This window comes from Klebsiella sp. K5-45 (assembly GCF_030128605.1).
GTDB lineage: Bacteria > Pseudomonadota > Gammaproteobacteria > Enterobacterales > Enterobacteriaceae > Klebsiella > Klebsiella quasipneumoniae.
Window position 1 is genome coordinate 307,547 of the sequence record NZ_JAKUZW010000004.1, and the last position, 19,309, is coordinate 326,855.

The window sequence follows — 19,309 nt, forward strand, 5'->3', positions numbered from 1 at the left end:
TTGTTTAGCTGCCGGAGAGCTTTGCGCCGCCGAAATTCCCGACGGCGAAGAGATTAATCAGCGCGACCGCGGGCCAGCCACAGTACCCGCGAGAACATTTTTTTCAGCAGCGTCGGCACAGCGTCCACCCCACGGCGGCCGGCTTCCATTGCCACCTCAATCGCCAGGTCCGGCTTGGATGAGCGATGGATGGCCTTGGTGATCACCCGCCGCATATTCATGGGCACATTATCCGGGATCTGCGCCACCCGGTGGTAAACGTCATCAAATCCCTGACGATACATAAAGTGTTCCATATCCAGCGCCGGCAGAGCGGTCAGATGGTCGCGCTCCAGCTCGCGATCGTTATTCAGCAGACCGCGTACGGTCGCGGCATATTTTTTTCCTGCCTCATCGCCATCCACCAGCACGTGCCACTGGATCCCCATCCGGCGGGCGAATTTGATCAATGGCTTCAGGCCCGACTGGGCGAATTCAATCACTTTCACCCCTTCAGCATCAAAATGATGGCCGCACTGGCGGGCCAGCTCGTTGATAACCCAGGTTTCCGTCTCCCCCTCCACCAGCAGCCAACAGCGGGCGAAGAGCGATGAGGCGCGATTGAAGCGGATGTGAAAGGCAATGCGTCGACTCTCTTCGGCATTCATTCCGCCCGGCCCCAGCCGCCATGCCGACACCCGCGACGATTCACGCACCAGCCGACAAACCTGCTCCACCGGCGTCAGGGACAGCAGCTCTCCGGAGTTGGTGGTGGTCACACGCTGCAATGGCAGCAAATTCAGCAGATGCCAGGCGACGGAGAGCATGATCGGGTGCAGGCGGGTCTCGGGATCCTCAATCAACAGCAGCGGCCGCGCGTCGCGATCGAGGCGCACCGTCCCTTTCGCCTGCAGCAGGGTAGCAAACAGCCCCAGCAGGATCACCCGATGGCTGCGCCCGCCGGGCTTGTCGATCATGCGGTTGATAATATCCAAATAACGCCAGCTACGCTGCTCATCATGGGAACGTCGACGCATCAGGCGATGTCGCGTCTGGGCGCTGCTTTGCTCGGCAAAGTAATGCTCCAGCAGTTGCACCATGGCCGACAACCCCTGACGGATCTGACCGTCGGATAAATTTTGCGGATGGCTGACCAGTTCGCGGGACAGAAAATCCAGCTGGCGGGCGGTGATCTCAATCTGCGGCGAGTGCGGTACCGTTCCGTTATGAATGCGCCGCATAAAGCGCGCATCGCGCAGGCGCAGCACTGGCATCAAACGCACCAGGTGTCTGGCCAGCTCATCGATATCCTCCAGCGCCAGCGCTTCGCCTTCGCCATCGATAAAACTGCGCAGGGTCATCACGCTGTCGTCATCGGCGAGTTCGCCTTCCAGGCGGTAGAAGACCCGGTGATACCCGTCATCACAGGGCACCCAACAGCGCTGAAGCGGACGGAAACGCCGCACCCGATGGCGCCCCGGCTCGGTTTCACGAAAGGTCAGAATAATATGCAAATGGTGCTCGCGCCCCTGGATGTCGCCTGCGGGAAACCAGAAGTCATCGCGGACAAAGTGATAAAGATCGAACTCTGGCGACAAAAGCAGGGTCAGCGCATCAAGCAGACTGGACTTCCCCCACGCGTTCTCCCCGATCAGGACGTTATTTTGCTCCAGCATCAACGACAGACGATTGATACCGCGAAAACCGACGATTTCTACGCGCTCAAGAAGCATATCCCCTCCGCTACACCACCACTCTCCTTCAGTAATCAACAGTATAGCGAGGGCGGCGGCAAGATGACACTCCGCTTAATCACCTCTGCGCATCCTATTCAGGAGATTAAATATATTCATAAAATTACGCACTTATCGTCTATTAACGGCTATTGATTATTCATCAAACAAAATAGTTTTATTTCAGACGTTATGTTCTACACTATTGATAATCTTGGATGGATATAGGAAGAGTTAAACTGGCAAACGCAATCCCTTCACCTTGCCCTAAATCAAATAATATCAATATATTTAACTGGCTCTGGGATGGCGATTATCTCTAGAATAACGCCGCTTTATTTTTATCGTCGTCCCTTATCACGATAAATAAAGACCGGCACGGTCCGCTCGTGCACGTATACATTTAAATTGAGGTGGTTATGTTCAGAAAATTAGCAGCCGAATGCTTCGGCACCTTCTGGCTTGTATTTGGCGGCTGCGGTAGCGCCGTACTTGCCGCAGCATTTCCCGAGTTGGGTATCGGTTTTGCCGGCGTGGCGCTGGCATTTGGTTTAACCGTATTAACCATGGCGTATGCGGTTGGCCATATTTCCGGCGGTCATTTCAACCCGGCGGTAACCTTAGGCCTGTGGGCCGGTGGTCGTTTCCCGGCGAAAGAGGTCATTGGCTATATTATCGCCCAGGTGGTCGGCGGAATTATTGCCGCCGCGGTGCTGTACGTGGTGGCCAGCGGTAAAGCCGGCTTTGATGCCGCCGCCAGCGGCTTTGCCTCAAACGGCTATGGCGAACACTCCCCGGGCGGCTTCTCTATGCTGTCGGCTATCGTTATTGAAATCGTACTTACCTGCGGCTTCCTGCTGGTTATCCATGGCGCGACCGACAAACACGCGCCGGCGGGCTTCGCGCCGATCGCTATCGGCCTGGCGCTGACTCTCATCCATTTAATCAGCATTCCGGTCACCAACACTTCCGTCAACCCGGCGCGCAGCACCGCGGTGGCGATTTTCCAGGGCGGTTGGGCGCTGCAGCAGCTGTGGCTGTTCTGGGTCATGCCGATCGTCGGCGGGATCCTTGGCGGCGTGCTGTACCGCACTCTGCTGGAAAAACGCGATTAATCCTTTCTAAGCCCGGGTCTCCGGGCTTTTTCTTTCTGGCGACAGCTTTACTCGGCCCGGCTATTTGGGTAGTGTCATGAGCGCTATTCTCATCATGCAAGGGCTGCATCGTTCATGTTCTCGGGACTGTTCATCATTCTGTTGCCGCTGGTCGTCGGCTATTTACTGCCTCTTCGTCACTCCTCTGCGCTAAAACTGATTCACCGGATGCTGAGCTGGATTGTCTATGTGATCCTCTTTTTTATGGGTATCAGCCTGGCGTTTCTCGACAATCTGGCCAGCAATCTGCTGGCGATATTGCATTACGCCGCGGTGAGCGTGGTCATCATTTTACTGTGTAATATTACCGCTCTGCTGTGGCTGGAAAGAAAAATGCCCTGGCGCAGTCTGCATCGTCAGGAGAAATTACCCTCGCGCCTGGCCATGGCCCTGGAATCACTCCAGCTGTGCGGGGTGGTGGTCCTCGGTTTTTTGCTTGGCCTGACCGGCCTGCCTTTTTTACAACACGCCACCGAAGCCAGCGAATATACGCTGATCTTTCTCCTGTTCCTCGTCGGTATTCAATTACGCAATAATGGAATGAGTCTGCGACAAATAATCCTTAACCGCCGGGGAATGATCGTCGCCGTGGTGGTCACGATCAGTTCATTACTCGGCGGCATCCTCAACGCCTTTATTCTGGATTTGCCGCTAAAGACCGGTCTGGCGATGGCCAGCGGCTTCGGCTGGTATTCACTCTCCGGTATTTTACTGACCGAATCCTTTGGCCCGGTAATCGGCAGCGCGGCGTTCTTTAACGACCTGTGCCGCGAGCTGCTGGCCATCATGTTAATTCCGGGCCTGATTCGCCGAAGCCGCTCCACGGCGCTGGGTCTGTGCGGCGCTACCTCCATGGACTTCACCTTACCGGTGCTGCAGCGTTCCGGCGGCGTGGAGATCGTCCCTGCCGCCATCGTACACGGTTTTCTGCTGAGCTTGCTGGTCCCGATCCTGATCGCCTTTTTTGCCGCCTGAGTAGGCGCTGGCGGCAGACTTCCTGCCGCCAATTTTGCGCTAAATCAATCTCCCTTTAAGTTGTATCAGAAATACCTTTTCTCCTCACGCGCTCGGGCATAACCTTAAACATGTATATCAAATATAACTTTAAAGGTGTGACCATGTTTTGTGTGCAATGTGAACAAACCATTCGTACCCCGGCCGGCAACGGCTGCTCTTACGCGCAGGGGATGTGCGGTAAAACAGCGGAAACCTCCGATCTACAGGATCTGCTGATTGCGTCACTGCAAGGCCTCTCCGCCTGGGCGCTTAAGGCCCGCGAATATGGCATTATCGATCATGAGGTCGACAGCTTCGCCCCCCGCGCCTTCTTCTCTACGCTAACTAACGTCAATTTCGATTCTCCGCGCATCGTCGGCTATGCCCGTCAGGCGATTGCCATGCGTGAGGCGCTCAAAGCGCAGTGCCTGGACCTTGATGCCAGCGCCAAAGTTGACAGCCCGGTGGCCGACCTGCAGCTGGTCGGCGACGATCTGGGTGACCTGCAGCGTCAGGCGGCAGACTATGCCCCGAATAAAGATAAAGCCGCTATCGGCGAGAATATCCTCGGCCTGCGCCTGCTGTGCCTGTATGGTCTGAAGGGTGCGGCGGCCTATATGGAACACGCCCACGTGCTCGGCCAGTACGACAACGCCATTTACGCCCAGTACCACAAGATCATGGCGTGGCTGGGCACCTGGCCTGCGGATATGAATGCGCTGCTCGAATGTTCGATGGAAATCGGCCAGATGAACTTCAAAGTGATGAGCATCCTTGACGCCGGCGAAACCACCAAATATGGCCACCCAACGCCGACTCAGGTCAACGTAAAAGCCACCGCAGGTAAATGTATCCTGATCTCTGGCCACGACCTGAAAGATCTCTATAACCTGCTGGAGCAGACGGAAGGCACCGGCGTCAATGTCTATACCCACGGCGAAATGCTGCCGGCGCACGGCTATCCGGAGCTGCGTAAATTCAAACATCTGATCGGCAACTACGGCAGCGGCTGGCAGAACCAGCAGGTGGAATTCGCCCGCTTCCCGGGCCCCATCGTGATGACCTCTAACTGCATCATCGATCCCACCGTCGGCGCTTACGACGATCGCATCTGGACTCGCAGCATCGTCGGCTGGCCGGGCGTGAACCACCTGGAAGGCGAAGACTTCTCCCCGGTCATTGCCCAGGCGCAGCAGATGGCGGGCTTCCCGTACAGCGAAATCCCGCATCTGATCACCGTCGGCTTTGGCCGTCAGACCCTGCTCGGCGCGGCGGATACGCTGATCGATCTGGTCAGCCGTGAAAAACTGCGCCATATCTTCCTCGTCGGCGGCTGCGACGGCGCGCGCGGGGAACGTAACTATTTCACCGATTTTGCCACCAGCGTGCCGGATGACTGTCTGATCCTGACGCTGGCCTGCGGTAAATACCGCTTTAACAAGCTGGATTTCGGCGATATCGAAGGCCTGCCACGTCTGGTCGACGCTGGTCAGTGTAATGATGCCTATTCGGCGATTATTCTGGCGGTCACGCTGGCGGAAAAACTGGGCTGCGGCGTCAACGATCTGCCGCTGTCGCTGGTGCTCTCCTGGTTCGAACAGAAAGCGATTGTCATCCTGCTGACGCTGCTGTCTCTCGGCGTGAAAAATATCGTCACCGGCCCGATGGCGCCAGGCTTCTTCACTCCGGATCTGCTGGCTGTCCTCAATGAGAAGTTTGGTCTGCGTTCCGTGACCACCGTGGAACAAGATATGCAGCAGCTGCTGAGCGCGTAAGGAGTCCCTGATGACCATGCCAACTTCGCAATGCCCGTGGCGGATGCAGGTTCACCACATTCACCAGGAAACCCCGGACGTGTGGACCCTTTCGCTGCTGTGCCACGATTACTATCCGTATCGCGCCGGGCAGTACGCCCTGGTCAGCGTGCGTGATTCCGCGGAAACGCTGCGCGCCTACACCCTCTCCTCCACGCCGGGGGTCAGCGAGTATATTACGCTGACCGTTCGCCGCATTAACGAGGGCGCGGGTTCACAATGGTTAACCCACGAGGTCAAACGCGGCGATTATCTTTGGCTGTCCGATGCGATGGGCGAGTTTATCTGCGACGATAAAGCAGAAGATAAATTCCTGCTGCTGGCCGCCGGCTGCGGGGTGACGCCGATAATGTCGATGCGCCGCTGGCTGGCGAAGTACCGCCCGCTGGCAGACGTGCAAGTGATCTATAGCGTTCGTTCGCCGGAGGATGTGATCTTTGCCGAGGAGTGGCGCAACTATCCGGTTACCCTGGTGGCGGAACACAACGCAACGCACGGTTTTGTCGCCGGCCGTCTGACCCTGGAGCTACTGCAGAGCGTGCCGGATATCGCCAGCCGCACCGTGATGACCTGCGGGCCAGCGCCGTATATGGAGAAGGTTGAGCAGGAGGTGGCCGCCCTGGGTGTCACCCGCTTCTTTAAGGAGAAGTTCTTCACCCCGGTGGCAGAGGCCGCCACCAGCGGGCTGAAATTCACCAAACTGCAGCCGGCGAGAGAGTTTTACGCGCCGGTGGGCACCACCCTGCTCGAGGCGCTGGAGAGCAATCAGGTGCCGGTGACCGTCGCCTGCCGCGCCGGCGTCTGCGGCTGCTGCAAAACCAGAGTCGTTTCCGGGGAGTATAGCGTCACCAGCACCATGACGCTGACCGAAGATGAAATCGCCGACGGCTATGTGCTGGCCTGCTCCTGTCACCCGCAGAGCGATCTGGTTCTCGCCTGAGGTCAAAATCCCCGGTGGCGCTACCGCTTACCGGGGCTACAGCGCTGTGCGATTTGGTAGCCCGGAGAAGGCGCAATGCGCCGCCTCCGGGAAAACCCCTGGCGACAATAAACTCTCAGGTGACATGAGATAAACGCTTTCCCGGACTAAAAAGCTGCCAACCGACAACAGTATCGACTTTACGCCCCAGGACGAATGAGGCATTTTTACCGCCAAACCGACTGACCGGCCAGCGAGTAACGCCCGGCGCCCAAAAGCGCAATCGCCAGCGCGCCAACAAAGAAATAGACCAGATTCTCGATCGCCCACGCCCCCACCGCATCAAGCGCAAATGTCTTGCCGAGACCGACCATCAGCCACGCTACCACCATGGTGAAAGCCAACACCAGCGCCGCAGGGCGCGTCAGGATGCCGACAATCAACAAACAGGGGGCGACCACCTCCCCCACCAGCACACCGTAGGCGATAAACCCCGGCAACCCCTTCGCCGCCAGCATCCCGCTAATGCCGTCCACGCCATCCAGCAGCTTGTGCAAACCGTGAAACAGCATTAACCCACCGACGGCGAGTCGTAACAAGAGTTTACCGGCGTCTTCATGCGACAGCGTTCTGTTTACTGCGTTTAACAATCCCTTAACCATTTGATGTGCTTCCTGTTTTACACCCTGTGAGATCCCAGAGTATGCCCAATGCTTCAGCAATAAAACCAGCAAAAAACTGAGGGCAATCGGCAACGTAAGCTGCAGTTTCATCTAAGCTTGAAGGCGTTATCAAAAAAAGGAGATGGAGATCATGAAACAAACCGTGGCCGCATACATTGCCAAAATGCTGGAACAGGCCGGCGTGAAACGTATCTGGGGCGTCACCGGCGATTCCCTCAATGGATTGAGCGATAGCCTGAACCGCATGGGCACCATCGACTGGATGGCCACCCGGCACGAAGAGGTTGCCGCTTTCGCCGCCGGCGCGGAGGCGCAACTGACCGGTGAACTGGCGGTCTGCGCTGGTTCCTGCGGACCGGGTAACCTGCATCTGATCAACGGTCTGTTTGACTGTCACCGCAACCATGTCCCGGTGCTGGCGATTGCCGCCCACATTCCATCCAGCGAGATTGGCAGCGGCTATTTCCAGGAGACCCATCCCCAGGAGCTGTTCCGCGAATGCAGCCACTACTGCGAGCTGGTCTCCACCCCGGAGCAGATCCCGCAGGTGCTGGCGGTGGCGATGCGCAAGGCGGTGATCAACCGCGGCGTTTCGGTGGTGGTGCTGCCCGGCGACGTGGCGCTGAAGGCGGCCCCGGAGAGCGCCAGCAGCCAGTGGTATCATGCGCCGTTGCCGACGGTCACCCCGGCGGAAGAAGAGCTGCGCAAGCTGGCCCAGCTTATCCGCTACTCCAGCAATATCGCGCTCATGTGCGGCAGCGGTTGCGCCGGCGCCCACCAGGAGCTGGTGGAGTTCGCGGCGAAAATTAAAGCTCCCATCGTCCATGCGTTGCGCGGTAAAGAGCATGTGGAGTATGACAACCCGTATGATGTGGGCATGACCGGGCTGATTGGCTTCTCTTCTGGCTTCCACACCATGATGAATGCCGACACCCTGATCCTGCTCGGCACCCAGTTCCCCTATCGCGCCTTCTATCCGACCGACGCCAAAATTATTCAGATCGACATTAACCCCGGCAGCATCGGCGCGCACAGTAAGGTCGATATGGCGCTGGTGGGCGACATTAAATCAACGCTGAAGGCGCTGCTGCCGCTGCTGGAAGAGAAAACCGATCGCCGCTTCCTCGATAAGGCGCTGGAGCACTATCGCGACGCGCGAAAAGGACTCGACGATCTGGCGAAGCCCAGCGAGAAGGCGATCCACCCGCAATATCTGGCGCAGCAGATCAGCCATTTTGCCGATGAAGACGCCATTTTCACCTGCGATGTCGGCACCCCGACCGTCTGGGCGGCACGCTATCTCAAGATGAACGGCAAACGCCGCCTGCTGGGTTCATTCAATCACGGCTCCATGGCCAACGCCATGCCGCAGGCCATTGGCGCCAAGGCCACCGCGCCGGAGCGTCAGGTGGTGGCCATGTGCGGCGACGGCGGGTTCAGCATGCTGATGGGGGATGTTCTGTCGCTGGCGCAGATGAAGCTGCCGGTAAAAATTATCATCTTTAACAACAGCGTGCTGGGTTTCGTGGCGATGGAGATGAAGGCCGGGGGCTATCTCACCGACGGCACGGAGCTGCACGACACCAACTTCGCCCGCATCGCCGAAGCCTGCGGGATTAAAGGTATTCGCGTTGAGAAAGCCTCCGAGGTGGATGAAGCGCTGCAGACCGCCTTCCGCACCGACGGTCCAGTGCTGGTCGACGTCGTGGTCGCCAAAGAGGAGCTGGCGATCCCGCCGCAGATCAAGCTGGAGCAAGCTAAAGGCTTTAGCCTGTATATGCTGCGGGCGATCATCAGCGGGCGCGGCGATGAAGTCATCGAACTGGCGAAAACCAACTGGCTCAGGTAAAACAGAAGCAATACTCTGAACCAGAACAAGGAATAGCCGTGATCGATCTGCGCAGTGATACCGTTACCCGCCCCGGGCGCGCCATGCTGGAAGCCATGATGGCCGCCCCGGTCGGGGACGATGTGTATGGCGACGACCCTACCGTCAATGAACTTCAGCGCTACGCCGCCGACCTGGCCGGCAAAGAGGCGGCGCTGTTTCTGCCCACCGGCACCCAGGCCAACCTCGTCGGCCTGCTCAGCCATTGCCAGCGCGGCGAAGAGTATATCGTCGGCCAGGGGGCGCATAACTATCTGTACGAAGCCGGCGGGGCGGCGGTTCTCGGCAGTATTCAGCCGCAGCCGATTGACGCCGCGGCGGACGGTTCGCTGCCGCTGGATAAAGTCGCAGCAAAAATCAAACCTGACGATATCCATTTTGCCCCGACCCGCCTGCTGAGTCTGGAAAACACCCATAACGGTAAGGTGCTGCCTCGCGACTATCTGCAGGAAGCCTGGGCGTTTACCCGCCAGCGCAATCTGGCGCTGCACGTCGACGGCGCGCGCATCTTTAACGCCGTGGTGGCCTACGGCTGCGAGTTACGCGATATCGCCCAATACTGCGACTCCTTCACCATCTGTCTGTCAAAGGGGCTTGGCGCCCCGGTTGGCTCGCTGCTGGTCGGTAGTGAGGCGTACATTCGTCGCGCCGTTCGCTGGCGGAAAATGGTCGGCGGCGGGATGCGCCAGGCGGGCATTCTGGCCGCCGCCGGGCTGTACGCACTGAAAAATAATGTCCAGCGCCTGCAGGAGGATCATGATAACGCCGCGTGGATGGCGGATCAGCTGCGCGCCATCGGCGCCGACGTTACTCGTCACGATACCAACATGCTGTTCGTTCGCGTCGGTGATGAGCAGGCCCGGGCGCTCGGCGAGTTTATGCAGGCGCGCGGCGTGCTGATCAACGCTTCGCCAGTCGTCCGTCTGGTCACTCACCTGGATGTCGACCGTCAGCAGTTGAGCGAGGTGGTCGCCCACTGGCAGGCTTTTTTACAACGCTAAGGAGTCAGGCGTGTCGCAATCTGTTCTGGTGCTCGGCGCCAGCGGCTATATTGGTCAGCATTTAGTCCGCGAGTTAAGCGCGCGGGGATATCCGGTGCTGGCGGCGGCGCGCCATACCGACCGACTGCAAAAACTCGCTTTGCCCGGCGTCACCTGCCGGTCCGTCGATCTCAATCAGCCGCAGGCTCTGCCTGCGCTGCTCACCGGTATCGATACGCTTTACTATCTGGTACATGGCATGGGCGAAGGCGGCGATTTTATCGCCCATGAGCGTCGGGTGGCGACGCATGTTCGCGATGCCCTGCGCCAGATGCCGGTACGTCAGATTATCTTTCTCAGCTCGCTGCAGGCACCAGCGCAGGAGCAGTCCGACCATCTGCGCGCTCGTCAGGTCACCGGCGATCTCCTGCGCGAGTCGGGTGTGCCGGTCACCGAGCTGCGGGCCGGAATTATCGTCGGTGCCGGCTCCGCCGCCTTCGAGGTGATGCGCGACATGGTCTATAACCTGCCGGTGCTGACTCCTCCGCGCTGGGTGCGTTCGCGTACCACCCCTGTCGCGCTGGAAAACCTGCTCGTTGACCTCGTTGAGCTGCTGAATCATCCTTCCGACGCGCACCGCGTCTTCGAAGCCGCCGGTCCGGAGGTGTTAAGCTACCAGCAGCAGTTCATTCGCTTTATGGCCGTCAGCGGCAAACACCGCCCGCTTATTCCGATTCGCCTGCCGACGCGCTGGATCTCGGTGTGGTTCCTCAATGTCATCACCTCGGTGCCGCCGACCATCGCCAAAGCGCTGATTCAGGGGTTGAAGCACGATCTGATCGCCGATGACCGGACGCTGCGGGCGCTGATCCCGCAAACGCTGATCCCCTTCGATCAGGCGGTTCGCCGCACCCTGAAAGAAGAAGAGCAGCTGGTAAACTCCAGCGACTGGGGCTACGACGCCCAGGCTTTCGCCCGCTGGCGACCGGAGTATGGCTACTATCCGAAACAGGCAGGCTGCACCGTCGCCACTCCGGCGAGCCGCAAAGCCCTGTGGCAGGTTGTTAACCAAATCGGCGGTAAAGAGGGATATTTTTTCGGCAATCTGCTGTGGAAAACCCGCGGCGCGATGGATCTGCTGGTCGGCCACCGGCTGGCCAAAGGGCGACCGCAGCGCGACTATCTGCAGACAGGCGATACGGTCGACAGCTGGAAGGTGATTATTGTGGAGGAAGAAAAACAGCTCACTCTGCTGTTCGGCATGAAAGCGCCGGGGCTGGGCCGGTTAAGCTTTACCATTAACGATAAAGGCGATCGTCGTGAACTGGACGTCCGCGCCTGGTGGCACCCGCACGGTATGCCGGGCCTGGTCTACTGGCTGCTGATGATCCCGGCGCACCTGTTTATTTTCCGCGGTATGGCGCAACGCATCGCCCGGTTGGCCGAACAAATCTCAGGCAGAGTCGAAGGATAAGCATTATTCTTTCATGATTCTCATTGCATAGTCGGGAGAATCACGGAAAAATGCGCACGAAATTCTTTTCTGGGACAGTAGAGTGATATGAAGGTACTGGTTACCGGTGCGACCAGCGGATTAGGCCGCAACGCAGTGGAATATCTGCGCAACAAGGGCATCAGCGTGCGAGCGACCGGGCGCAACGAAGCGATGGGTAAGCTTCTGAGCAAAATGGGGGCGGAATTCATCCCGGCGGATTTAACCGAGCTGGTCTCTTCGCAGGCTAAAGTGATGCTCGCCGGTATCGATACCCTGTGGCACTGCTCAAGCTTTACCTCGCCCTGGGGCACGCAGCAGGCTTTCGATCTCGCTAACGTCCGCGCCACCCGTCGCCTCGGCGAGTGGTCTGTAGCATGGGGCGTACGCAATTTCGTTCATATCTCTTCGCCCTCGCTCTATTTTGATTATCACCACCATCGCGATATTCAGGAAGATTTCCGCCCGCACCGCTTCGCCAACGAGTTTGCCCGCAGCAAGGCAGCCAGCGAAGAGGTGATCAACCTGCTGGCGCAGGCCAACCCGCACACCCGTTTTACCATTTTGCGCCCGCAGAGCCTGTTCGGGCCGCACGATAAAGTCTTTATTCCCCGGCTGGCGCAAATGATGCAACACTATGGCAGCGTCCTGTTGCCACGGGGCGGCAGCGCGCTGGTCGATATGACCTATTATGAAAACGCCGTCCACGCGATGTGGCTGGCGAGCCAGCCGGCGTGCGATCATCTTCCCTCCGCCCGCGCGTGGAATATCAGCAACGGCGAACCGCGCACCCTGCGCAGTATCGTGCAGAAACTGATCGACGAGCTGAGCATCAAATGCCGGATCCGCTCAGTCCCCTACCCGATGCTGGATATTATCGCCCGCAGCATGGAGCGTTTTGGCGATAAAACGGCCAAAGAGCCGGCCTTTACCCACTACGGCGTCTCGAAACTGAATTTTGATTTTACGCTCGATATCACTCGCGCGCAGGATGAGCTGGGTTATCAGCCGGTGGTGACGCTGGACGACGGGATTGTGCGTACCGCCGCCTGGCTGCGCGACCACGGTAAACTTCACCGCTAACCCTGACCATACTTTTCTAACAGCGCCTCGGCTATCGCTTCGGTTTGCGCATCTGCTACGCCATCCCAGCGCTGGGGGCGGAAGTGCATCTGGAAGGCGGTAATCACTCGTTTTTTCTGCGCGGGAGTCATCTCCGGCGTGACCTGATAGCCGTAGCGCGCCAGCAAATCCAGTACTACCTCAGGGTCCACTGGCTCACTGGCCGGGCGCCCGTTCAGATAGAAAGCCACCCGCTGCTCGTCCGGCCAGGCGCCAATCCCCTGCTGCGCCAGCTGTTGCCAGGGGAACAACGGTCCCGGATCGTCTTTGCGCTGCGGGGCGATATCGGCATGGGCTACCACGTTCTGCGGCGCGATGTGGTAGCGGGCGATAATATCGCGCGCCAGCGGGATCAGGGCCGCGATCTGCTCCGGGTGAAAGGGGGTAAAGCTTTTACCCCCCGCAGTCTTCTGCCAGCCGCGGTTTTCCAGTTCAATACCAATGGAAGTATCGTTGATGCGCGTGCTGCCGCGCCAGTAGCTCACCCCGGCGTGCCAGGCCAGATCCTCTTCCGGCACCAGCTGCCAGATCCGCGGTTTATGATGGTGGCGCGGCGGCTGTTCAGGAATTAAATAGTGGGAGCTGACCTCTTTATCAGTCAGGGTTGCCAGGGAGACATCAAAATTATCTGCGGTATAGTGGATAACCAGCACTTTTATGCGCGGATAGGCCGCCTGCGCCGGATGGCGAGTGTCCAGCTGATATCCGTCGCGATCGATGATGCCTTTTTCCCCCGCGCAGCCGGCCAGCAGTAGCGCCAACAGGAGTACATAGGCAATCCGTTTCATCCCTTCTCCCTTGCCCGGTAGCGTCTCCGGGTTAATAAGACCATTGATTACGTCCTTTATTTTTCGCCTGGTACAGCGCACTGTCCGCCCGGGCGATCAGCGTCTCCATCGGGACCGTGCCATCGGAATCGACGATCCCGATACTGACGGTCACCACCGACGCCACCTCTGATGCCTCATGAGGAAGCGCCGCCTCGTGAATTTTCTGCTGAATGCGCTCGGCAATCGCGGTGGCATGCACCAGGGGAACCCTAGGCAACGCCACCACAAATTCCTCGCCGCCATAGCGAGCCACCAGATCATCTTCGACCCGGACCGCCATTTTCAGCACCTGCGCGACAGAAGATAAGCACTCGTCACCAGCCTGATGACCATAGCGATCGTTATAGCGTTTAAAGTAATCGACATCGATCATCATCAGCGACAACGGCGTGTTTTGCTGCCAGATCTCCGCCAGATACGCATTCAGCGCCCGGCGGTTAGCGGTCCCGGTTAATGCATCCTGGTTGGCAATACTTTCCAGCCGCTGAATAAGCTGCATATTTTCCTGATGCGTATCCCAGGCTTCATCGTACCAGCGCTGGAGAATACGTCGTCCATACAGCAAAATCGCCGTAAAGATGGTCCACAGGATCAAAAAGCGAATTTCAGCGTGATAGTGGATCTGAATTCCCGCTAGCAAGGCCGTCCCCCATAGCGGCAGCATAAAAGCGATAATGCCCGGCCAATGGTGATACAACGCAGTGAGGCCAGTGGTCAACAATATAACCAGCAGCGGCCAGGCGAAGGGCAAAGCCCAGAAAAAGATAAAACAGTAATTACTCAGGGACCAGCACAGGCTGAGCACCAGCAGCAGCGCGGTGATGATATTCAGCGTATAACGCCCCTGCGCCAGACGCGGCGTGATGGCAATAATCACTAAAATGGCCGAAATAATAATAACCGCAATCAGCGCTATTTCGATATAAGGAATAACCGCCTGGTGAGTCAGGAGCTTCTTATCAAAATAGGTAAAAATAAAGTTGCGGGAGAAAATCATTAACGCAAACGCGATATTTACAAAAGCCAGCCAGGGCAGACTCATTGACAGCGCATGGCGCTGGACATCATCTCTGGTGGCCCACAACGCGGTTCGCTGCTGCCGGGCGCGCTCTCGCTTATTTGTTAACATCTTATCTCCCTGGTGACCTGCATGACCATAGGCGCAGCCCCTGCTTGTCTATATGATAAACTATGTTTCCGGGAATGTCTGTCCGCGCGCTGTCTCCCCTGCCCCGGCCTCTTAAGCTGATTTTCAGCTAATGTCAGTAGAAATTGGTATGCTCCGTTCACGATGTGTAAACGGCAAAAAAAAGCAAGCATTATCAATGCGAATTCTGTCATCTTTTCTTTAAAAAAGAGTTAACTAGCCGTCATAAAATTGCAGTATTTTGCTTGAAAAAAAAGCAGTGTTAGTACAATCTGAAATCGCTCATTGGTGAGTTAAAACAAGAGCATGATGATAGCAAGATAAACAATGGAGTCTAAAAATATGAAATATGCAGCTTTAGTGGCAGGTGCGGCATTGTTTTTAACGGCGAACGCCTTCTCCGCTGAGATTTTATCGAAAGAAGCTTTTGATAAGGTCCATACGCAATACACCAAGATCGGCACCATTTCTTCTACCGGCCAGACCGCACCGAGCGATGCTCGTGAAGAGCTGATTAAAAAAGCTGATGAAAAAGGCGCGGATGTTATCGTGCTCTCTTCCGGGAACACGGATAAAAAACTGCACATTTCCGCTAATATCTATAAGAAGAAATAACTAATCTTATCTCTCAAGAAACACTACCCTGTTTCCGGGGTAGTGTTTCTTGTTTATGCAAAGCCATAATTTATTTTTATCCCGCCGTGATTTTTTCTGCCTGAAAACCGCCGTCATCCCCCTGCTGATTTCCAGCCCTAAGGCTGTAGCCACATCAAGGTCTTAGCTCTTTGCGTCAAGTACAATCCGCACGCTATACGCTATGCTTTAACGGAAACTGAAAACGTAGTTCGCTTATAAGGAAATCATCATGCGCTACAAACTTCTTGCAGCACTTCTCCCTTGCGCGCTGGCGCTCAGCGCCTGTACGACCGTCACCCCGGCCTATAAAGATAATGGCACCCGCAGCGGCCCTTGTGTCGAAGGCGGCCCTGACGACGTAGCGCAAAAATTCTATGACATTCAGATCCAGAACCGTACTCAGGATCCGGCGGCGCTGCGCCCCTATCTCAGCGACGGCCTGGCGAAGTTACTCAATGACGCCCGTCAGGATCCCGCCAACAGCAAGCTGCTGCAGGCTAACCCGTTCTCCAGCAGCAGCACCCCCGCGGACAGCGCCGTCGTCGCCAGCGCCTCAACCATCCCTAATCGCGATGCGCGCAACATTCCGCTGCGCGTGGAGCTGAAACAGGGAACCCAGAACTGGAAAGACGAAGTGCTGATGATCCAGGAAGGCCAGTGCTGGGCCGTCGATGACGTTCGCTATCTCGGCAACAACAGCCACGCGCCGGCCGGAACGTTGCGACAGAGTCTGGAGAAACGCTAGTTCGGGAGTTGAAGCGACGCCGCTGAAACGATAACCCCGGTAAAATGTCGGTATTCGCCCCGAGAATGCCGACATTTACGCCCCCCTCACCCACCAGGCAATATTTTGTGCTAACTTTAAAGCTAAACGTGGTTTAGATTTAACTTTTAACGCATAAATATTGCATAACTATTCTGCCAAAGGTACTATTTGCGGCCTCAATAGCTATTCGTATCAGACTGCCCAGATGAGTATTAAACTAAACGGCATTAATTGCTTCTACGGCGCGCACCAGGCGCTGTTCGACATCACGCTGGATTGCCCGCAGGGGGAAACGCTGGTGCTGCTCGGCCCCAGCGGTGCCGGGAAGAGCTCGCTGCTGCGCGTACTCAACCTGCTGGAGATGCCGCGTTCCGGTTCGTTAACCATCGCCGGTAACCATTTCGACTTCACCAGAGCGCCGTCCGATAAAGCGATTCGCGAACTGCGGCAGAACGTCGGCATGGTTTTTCAGCAGTACAACCTGTGGCCGCACCTGACGGTACAGCAGAACCTGATCGAAGCCCCCTGTCGCGTACTGGGGTTAAGCAAGGATCAGGCGCTGGCTCGCGCCGAGAAGCTGCTGGAGCGCCTGCGTCTGAAGCCCTACAGCGATCGTTACCCGCTGCATTTATCCGGCGGCCAGCAGCAGCGTGTGGCGATCGCCCGCGCGCTCATGATGGAGCCGCAGGTTCTGCTGTTCGATGAGCCTACCGCGGCGCTCGACCCGGAAATCACCGCCCAGATCGTTAGCATCATCCGCGAGCTGGCTGAAACCGGCATCACCCAGGTTATCGTCACCCATGAAGTTGAAGTGGCGCGCAAGACGGCCAGCCGGGTGGTGTATATGGAAAATGGCCATGTCGTCGAGCAAGGGGATGCCTCCTGCTTCACGCATCCGCAAACTGACGCGTTTAAAAACTATCTTTCACATTGATGTTTTTCGGGGAAATGACGATGAAAAAAGTACTGATTGCCGCCCTGCTCGCAGGCATGAGCCTCTCCGCTTCCGCCGCGCAGACCATTCGTTTCGCCACCGAGGCCTCCTACCCTCCGTTTGAGCTGATGGACGCCAACAACCAGATCGTCGGTTTCGATGTGGATCTGGCTAACGCGCTGTGTAAAGAGATCGATGCCACCTGTACCTTCACCAACCAGGCCTTTGACAGCCTGATCCCGGGGCTGAAATTCCGCCGTTTCGACGCGGTCATGGCCGGGATGGACATCACGCCTGAGCGTGAAAAGCAGGTACTGTTCTCCACCCCGTATTATGACAACTCGGCGCTGTTCGTCGGTCAGCAGGGCAAGTTCACCAGCATTGATCAGCTGAAGGGCAAAAAAGTGGGCGTACAGAACGGTACCACGCACCAGAAATTTATCACCGATAAACATCCGGAAATCACTACCGTCCCTTACGACAGCTACCAGAATGCGAAGCTGGATCTGCAGAACGGTCGTATTGACGCGGTCTTTGGTGATACCGCCGTGGTCACCGAATGGCTGAAGAGCAATCCGAAGCTGGCGGCCGTGGGCGATAAAGTGACCGACAAAGCCTATTTCGGCACCGGGCTGGGCATTGCCGTGCGTCAGGGCAACACCGACCTGCAGCAGAAATTTAACGCTGCGCTGGAAAAAGTGAAGAAAGACGGCACTTACCAGACCATCTATAACAAATGGTTCCAGAAGTAAGACTTAATGAACGAAATTTTTCCATTAGCAAGCGCCGCCGGGATGACCGTCGGCCTTGCCGTTTGCGCGCTCGCCATCGGCCTCGTCCTGGCGATGCTCTTCGCGGTACTGGAGTCAGTGAAATGGCGCCCGGTAGCCTGGCTTGCAACCGGCATTGTGACCATCCTGCGCGGACTACCTGAAATTCTGGTGGTGCTGTTTATCTATTTTGGCTCGTCCCAGCTGCTGCTGACGCTCTCTGACGGTTTTACCATCCCGCTCGGGTTCATCCAGATCCCGGTGCAGATGCAGATTGAGAACTTTGACGTCAGTCCGTTCCTCTGCGGGGCGATCGCCTTGTCGCTGCTGTATGCCGCCTACGCCTCGCAAACGCTGCGCGGCGCGCTGAAAGCCGTTCCGCAGGGTCAGTGGGAGTCCGGCCAGGCGCTCGGGCTGTCGAAAGCGGCCATTTTCTTCCGCCTGGTGATGCCTCAGATGTGGCGCCATGCGCTGCCCGGTCTCGGCAACCAGTGGCTGGTGCTGCTAAAGGACACCGCGCTGGTGAGCCTTATCAGCGTCAACGATCTGATGCTGCAGACTAAAAGCATCGCCACCCGCACTCAGGAGCCCTTTAACTGGTATATCATTGCCGCGGCAATCTATCTCGTCATCACCCTGTTGAGTCAATACATCCTTAAGCGGATTGACCAGCGTGCGACGCGCTTCGAACGGAGACCAGGCTGATGCTCGACTACTTACCCGAACTGCTGAAAGGACTGCATACCAGCCTGACGCTGACCGTGGCGTCGATTATCGTGGCGCTGATCCTGTCGCTGATCTTTACCATTATCCTGACGCTGAAGACGCCGGGGCTGGTGTGGATAGTGCGCGGCTACATCACCCTGTTTACCGGTACGCCGCTGCTGGTGCAGATCTTCCTGATCTACTACGGCCCAGGACAGTTTCCTTCGCTACAGGAATATCCCTGGCTCTGGCACCTTATCTCCGAGCCGTGGCTGTGCGCCCTGATCGCCCTGTCGCTCAACAGCGCCGCCTATACCACCCAGCTGTTTTATGGCGCCATCCGGGCGATCCCCGACGGGCAATGGCAGTCGTGCAGCGCGCTGGGGATGAGTAAAAAGGATACCCTGGCGATCCTGCTGCCGTATGCCTTTAAGCGCGCGCTGTCGTCCTATTCCAACGAAGTGGTGCTGGTCTTTAAGAGTACCTCTCTGGCCTACACCATCACCCTGATGGAAGTGATGGGCCACGGCCAGCTGCTGTACGGACGGACCTACGACGTGATGGTGTTCGGCGCCGCCGGGATTATCTATCTCATCGTCAACGGGCTGCTGACGCTGCTGATGCGGCTGGTGGAGCGCAAAGCGCTAGCCTTCGAGCGGCGTAATTAGCGCCTGGCGTATTTTGCATAATAAGTGAACAATAAGACGGACAAGTCTAATACCTGTCCGTCTTTTTTTATATCAAATAAAATACTTAATCAT

The 19,309-nt window shown here is 57.2% G+C and carries 18 protein-coding genes; 14 read left to right on the forward strand and 4 right to left on the reverse strand.

The window, feature by feature from the left end:
• Positions 1–53: 53 nt before the first annotated feature.
• The gene (locus MKS11_RS10655; RefSeq protein WP_049093426.1) at positions 54–1,712 is read right to left on the reverse strand and encodes an ATP-dependent endonuclease; all 1,659 of its coding nucleotides are present in this window, start codon (positions 1,710–1,712) and stop codon (positions 54–56) included.
• A 419-nt stretch (positions 1,713–2,131) separates the two neighbouring features.
• Here MKS11_RS10655 and aqpZ point away from each other — a divergent pair, with 419 nt between their 5' ends.
• From aqpZ to hcr, 4 genes are all read left to right on the forward strand, one after another.
• Positions 2,132–2,827, forward strand: coding sequence for an aquaporin Z (gene aqpZ, locus MKS11_RS10660; RefSeq protein WP_004201355.1), 696 nt, complete (start codon positions 2,132–2,134; stop codon positions 2,825–2,827).
• A gap of 114 nt (positions 2,828–2,941) precedes the next feature.
• Positions 2,942–3,841, forward strand: a complete 900-nt coding sequence (locus tag MKS11_RS10665) for a lysine exporter LysO family protein (protein WP_087771569.1) — start codon at positions 2,942–2,944, stop codon at positions 3,839–3,841.
• 143 nt (positions 3,842–3,984) lie between these two features.
• Positions 3,985–5,637 carry a hydroxylamine reductase gene (gene hcp, locus MKS11_RS10670; RefSeq protein WP_087771586.1) on the forward strand — a complete coding sequence of 551 codons (1,653 nt, stop codon included), beginning with the start codon at positions 3,985–3,987 and terminating at the stop codon, positions 5,635–5,637.
• Between the two features lie 10 nt (positions 5,638–5,647).
• The gene (gene hcr, locus MKS11_RS10675) at positions 5,648–6,616 is read left to right on the forward strand and encodes an NADH oxidoreductase (protein ID WP_043522152.1); all 969 of its coding nucleotides are present in this window, start codon (positions 5,648–5,650) and stop codon (positions 6,614–6,616) included.
• 206 nt (positions 6,617–6,822) lie between these two features.
• Here hcr and MKS11_RS10680 read toward each other — a convergent pair whose 3' ends face one another.
• A complete protein-coding gene (locus MKS11_RS10680; RefSeq protein ID WP_004201350.1) occupies positions 6,823–7,257 on the reverse strand; it encodes a DoxX family protein in 435 nt (144 codons plus the stop codon).
• A 151-nt stretch (positions 7,258–7,408) separates the two neighbouring features.
• On the opposite strand from MKS11_RS10680, the gene poxB reads away from it, so the two are divergent.
• From poxB to MKS11_RS10700, 4 genes are all read left to right on the forward strand, one after another.
• Entirely contained in the window at positions 7,409–9,127 is a 1,719-nt protein-coding gene (gene poxB / locus MKS11_RS10685) for a ubiquinone-dependent pyruvate dehydrogenase (protein WP_087771587.1), read from the forward strand.
• A gap of 38 nt (positions 9,128–9,165) precedes the next feature.
• Entirely contained in the window at positions 9,166–10,167 is a 1,002-nt protein-coding gene (gene ltaE, locus MKS11_RS10690) for a low-specificity L-threonine aldolase (RefSeq protein WP_004201348.1), read from the forward strand.
• A gap of 10 nt (positions 10,168–10,177) precedes the next feature.
• On the forward strand, positions 10,178–11,620 hold the full coding sequence (locus tag MKS11_RS10695; RefSeq protein ID WP_284109528.1) for an SDR family oxidoreductase: 1,443 nt from the start codon (positions 10,178–10,180) through the stop codon (positions 11,618–11,620).
• A gap of 87 nt (positions 11,621–11,707) precedes the next feature.
• The gene (locus MKS11_RS10700; protein WP_032455772.1) at positions 11,708–12,721 is read left to right on the forward strand and encodes an NAD(P)-dependent oxidoreductase; all 1,014 of its coding nucleotides are present in this window, start codon (positions 11,708–11,710) and stop codon (positions 12,719–12,721) included.
• Here the strand turns inward: MKS11_RS10700 and MKS11_RS10705 are convergent.
• Both MKS11_RS10705 and MKS11_RS10710 read right to left on the reverse strand, forming a co-directional pair.
• Positions 12,718–13,548, reverse strand: coding sequence for an N-acetylmuramoyl-L-alanine amidase (locus MKS11_RS10705; protein ID WP_053810609.1), 831 nt, complete (start codon positions 13,546–13,548; stop codon positions 12,718–12,720). The genes MKS11_RS10700 and MKS11_RS10705 overlap by 4 nt on opposite strands.
• Positions 13,549–13,579: 31 nt before the next feature.
• Complete coding sequence (locus tag MKS11_RS10710) at positions 13,580–14,719, reverse strand: GGDEF domain-containing protein (protein ID WP_048294437.1); 1,140 nt, start codon at positions 14,717–14,719, stop codon at positions 13,580–13,582.
• 360 nt (positions 14,720–15,079) lie between these two features.
• Here MKS11_RS10710 and yahO point away from each other — a divergent pair, with 360 nt between their 5' ends.
• The 6 genes from yahO to artM all read left to right on the forward strand — a co-directional run bounded on the left by yahO (position 15,080) and on the right by artM (position 19,216).
• On the forward strand, positions 15,080–15,352 hold the full coding sequence (gene yahO, locus MKS11_RS10715) for a DUF1471 family periplasmic protein YahO (protein WP_004201342.1): 273 nt from the start codon (positions 15,080–15,082) through the stop codon (positions 15,350–15,352).
• 250 nt (positions 15,353–15,602) lie between these two features.
• Positions 15,603–16,118 (forward strand): lipoprotein, encoded by a 516-nt coding sequence (locus tag MKS11_RS10720; RefSeq protein WP_004201341.1) that lies wholly within the window; start codon positions 15,603–15,605, stop codon positions 16,116–16,118.
• Between the two features lie 226 nt (positions 16,119–16,344).
• A complete protein-coding gene (gene artP / locus MKS11_RS10725; RefSeq protein WP_004201340.1) occupies positions 16,345–17,073 on the forward strand; it encodes an arginine ABC transporter ATP-binding protein ArtP in 729 nt (242 codons plus the stop codon).
• A gap of 20 nt (positions 17,074–17,093) precedes the next feature.
• Positions 17,094–17,825 (forward strand): arginine ABC transporter substrate-binding protein ArtI, encoded by a 732-nt coding sequence (gene artI, locus MKS11_RS10730; protein WP_195352371.1) that lies wholly within the window; start codon positions 17,094–17,096, stop codon positions 17,823–17,825.
• A 6-nt stretch (positions 17,826–17,831) separates the two neighbouring features.
• Positions 17,832–18,548 carry an arginine ABC transporter permease ArtQ gene (artQ, locus tag MKS11_RS10735; protein WP_004201339.1) on the forward strand — a complete coding sequence of 239 codons (717 nt, stop codon included), beginning with the start codon at positions 17,832–17,834 and terminating at the stop codon, positions 18,546–18,548.
• A complete protein-coding gene (artM, locus tag MKS11_RS10740; protein WP_004201338.1) occupies positions 18,548–19,216 on the forward strand; it encodes an arginine ABC transporter permease ArtM in 669 nt (222 codons plus the stop codon). Before artQ ends, artM begins: the two co-directional genes overlap by 1 nt.
• Positions 19,217–19,309 lie beyond the last annotated feature (93 nt).

Excerpts from the sequence above, each read along its gene's own strand:
- poxB (WP_087771587.1), top strand. The coding sequence starts at position 7,409 with ATGAAACAAACCGTGGCCGCATACATTGCCAAAATGCTGGAACAGGCC.
- artM (WP_004201338.1), top strand. The coding sequence starts at position 18,548 with ATGCTCGACTACTTACCCGAACTGCTGAAAGGACTGCATACCAGCCTG.
- artQ (WP_004201339.1), top strand. The coding sequence starts at position 17,832 with ATGAACGAAATTTTTCCATTAGCAAGCGCCGCCGGGATGACCGTCGGC.
- artI (WP_195352371.1), top strand. The coding sequence starts at position 17,094 with ATGAAAAAAGTACTGATTGCCGCCCTGCTCGCAGGCATGAGCCTCTCC.
- MKS11_RS10700 (WP_032455772.1), top strand. The coding sequence starts at position 11,708 with ATGAAGGTACTGGTTACCGGTGCGACCAGCGGATTAGGCCGCAACGCA.
- aqpZ (WP_004201355.1), top strand. The coding sequence starts at position 2,132 with ATGTTCAGAAAATTAGCAGCCGAATGCTTCGGCACCTTCTGGCTTGTA.
- yahO (WP_004201342.1), top strand. The coding sequence starts at position 15,080 with ATGAAATATGCAGCTTTAGTGGCAGGTGCGGCATTGTTTTTAACGGCG.
- hcr (WP_043522152.1), top strand. The coding sequence starts at position 5,648 with ATGACCATGCCAACTTCGCAATGCCCGTGGCGGATGCAGGTTCACCAC.
- MKS11_RS10655 (WP_049093426.1), bottom strand. The coding sequence starts at position 1,712 with ATGCTTCTTGAGCGCGTAGAAATCGTCGGTTTTCGCGGTATCAATCGT.
- MKS11_RS10665 (WP_087771569.1), top strand. The coding sequence starts at position 2,942 with ATGTTCTCGGGACTGTTCATCATTCTGTTGCCGCTGGTCGTCGGCTAT.
- artP (WP_004201340.1), top strand. The coding sequence starts at position 16,345 with ATGAGTATTAAACTAAACGGCATTAATTGCTTCTACGGCGCGCACCAG.
- MKS11_RS10680 (WP_004201350.1), bottom strand. The coding sequence starts at position 7,257 with ATGGTTAAGGGATTGTTAAACGCAGTAAACAGAACGCTGTCGCATGAA.
- MKS11_RS10720 (WP_004201341.1), top strand. The coding sequence starts at position 15,603 with ATGCGCTACAAACTTCTTGCAGCACTTCTCCCTTGCGCGCTGGCGCTC.
- MKS11_RS10710 (WP_048294437.1), bottom strand. The coding sequence starts at position 14,719 with ATGTTAACAAATAAGCGAGAGCGCGCCCGGCAGCAGCGAACCGCGTTG.
- hcp (WP_087771586.1), top strand. The coding sequence starts at position 3,985 with ATGTTTTGTGTGCAATGTGAACAAACCATTCGTACCCCGGCCGGCAAC.
- MKS11_RS10705 (WP_053810609.1), bottom strand. The coding sequence starts at position 13,548 with ATGAAACGGATTGCCTATGTACTCCTGTTGGCGCTACTGCTGGCCGGC.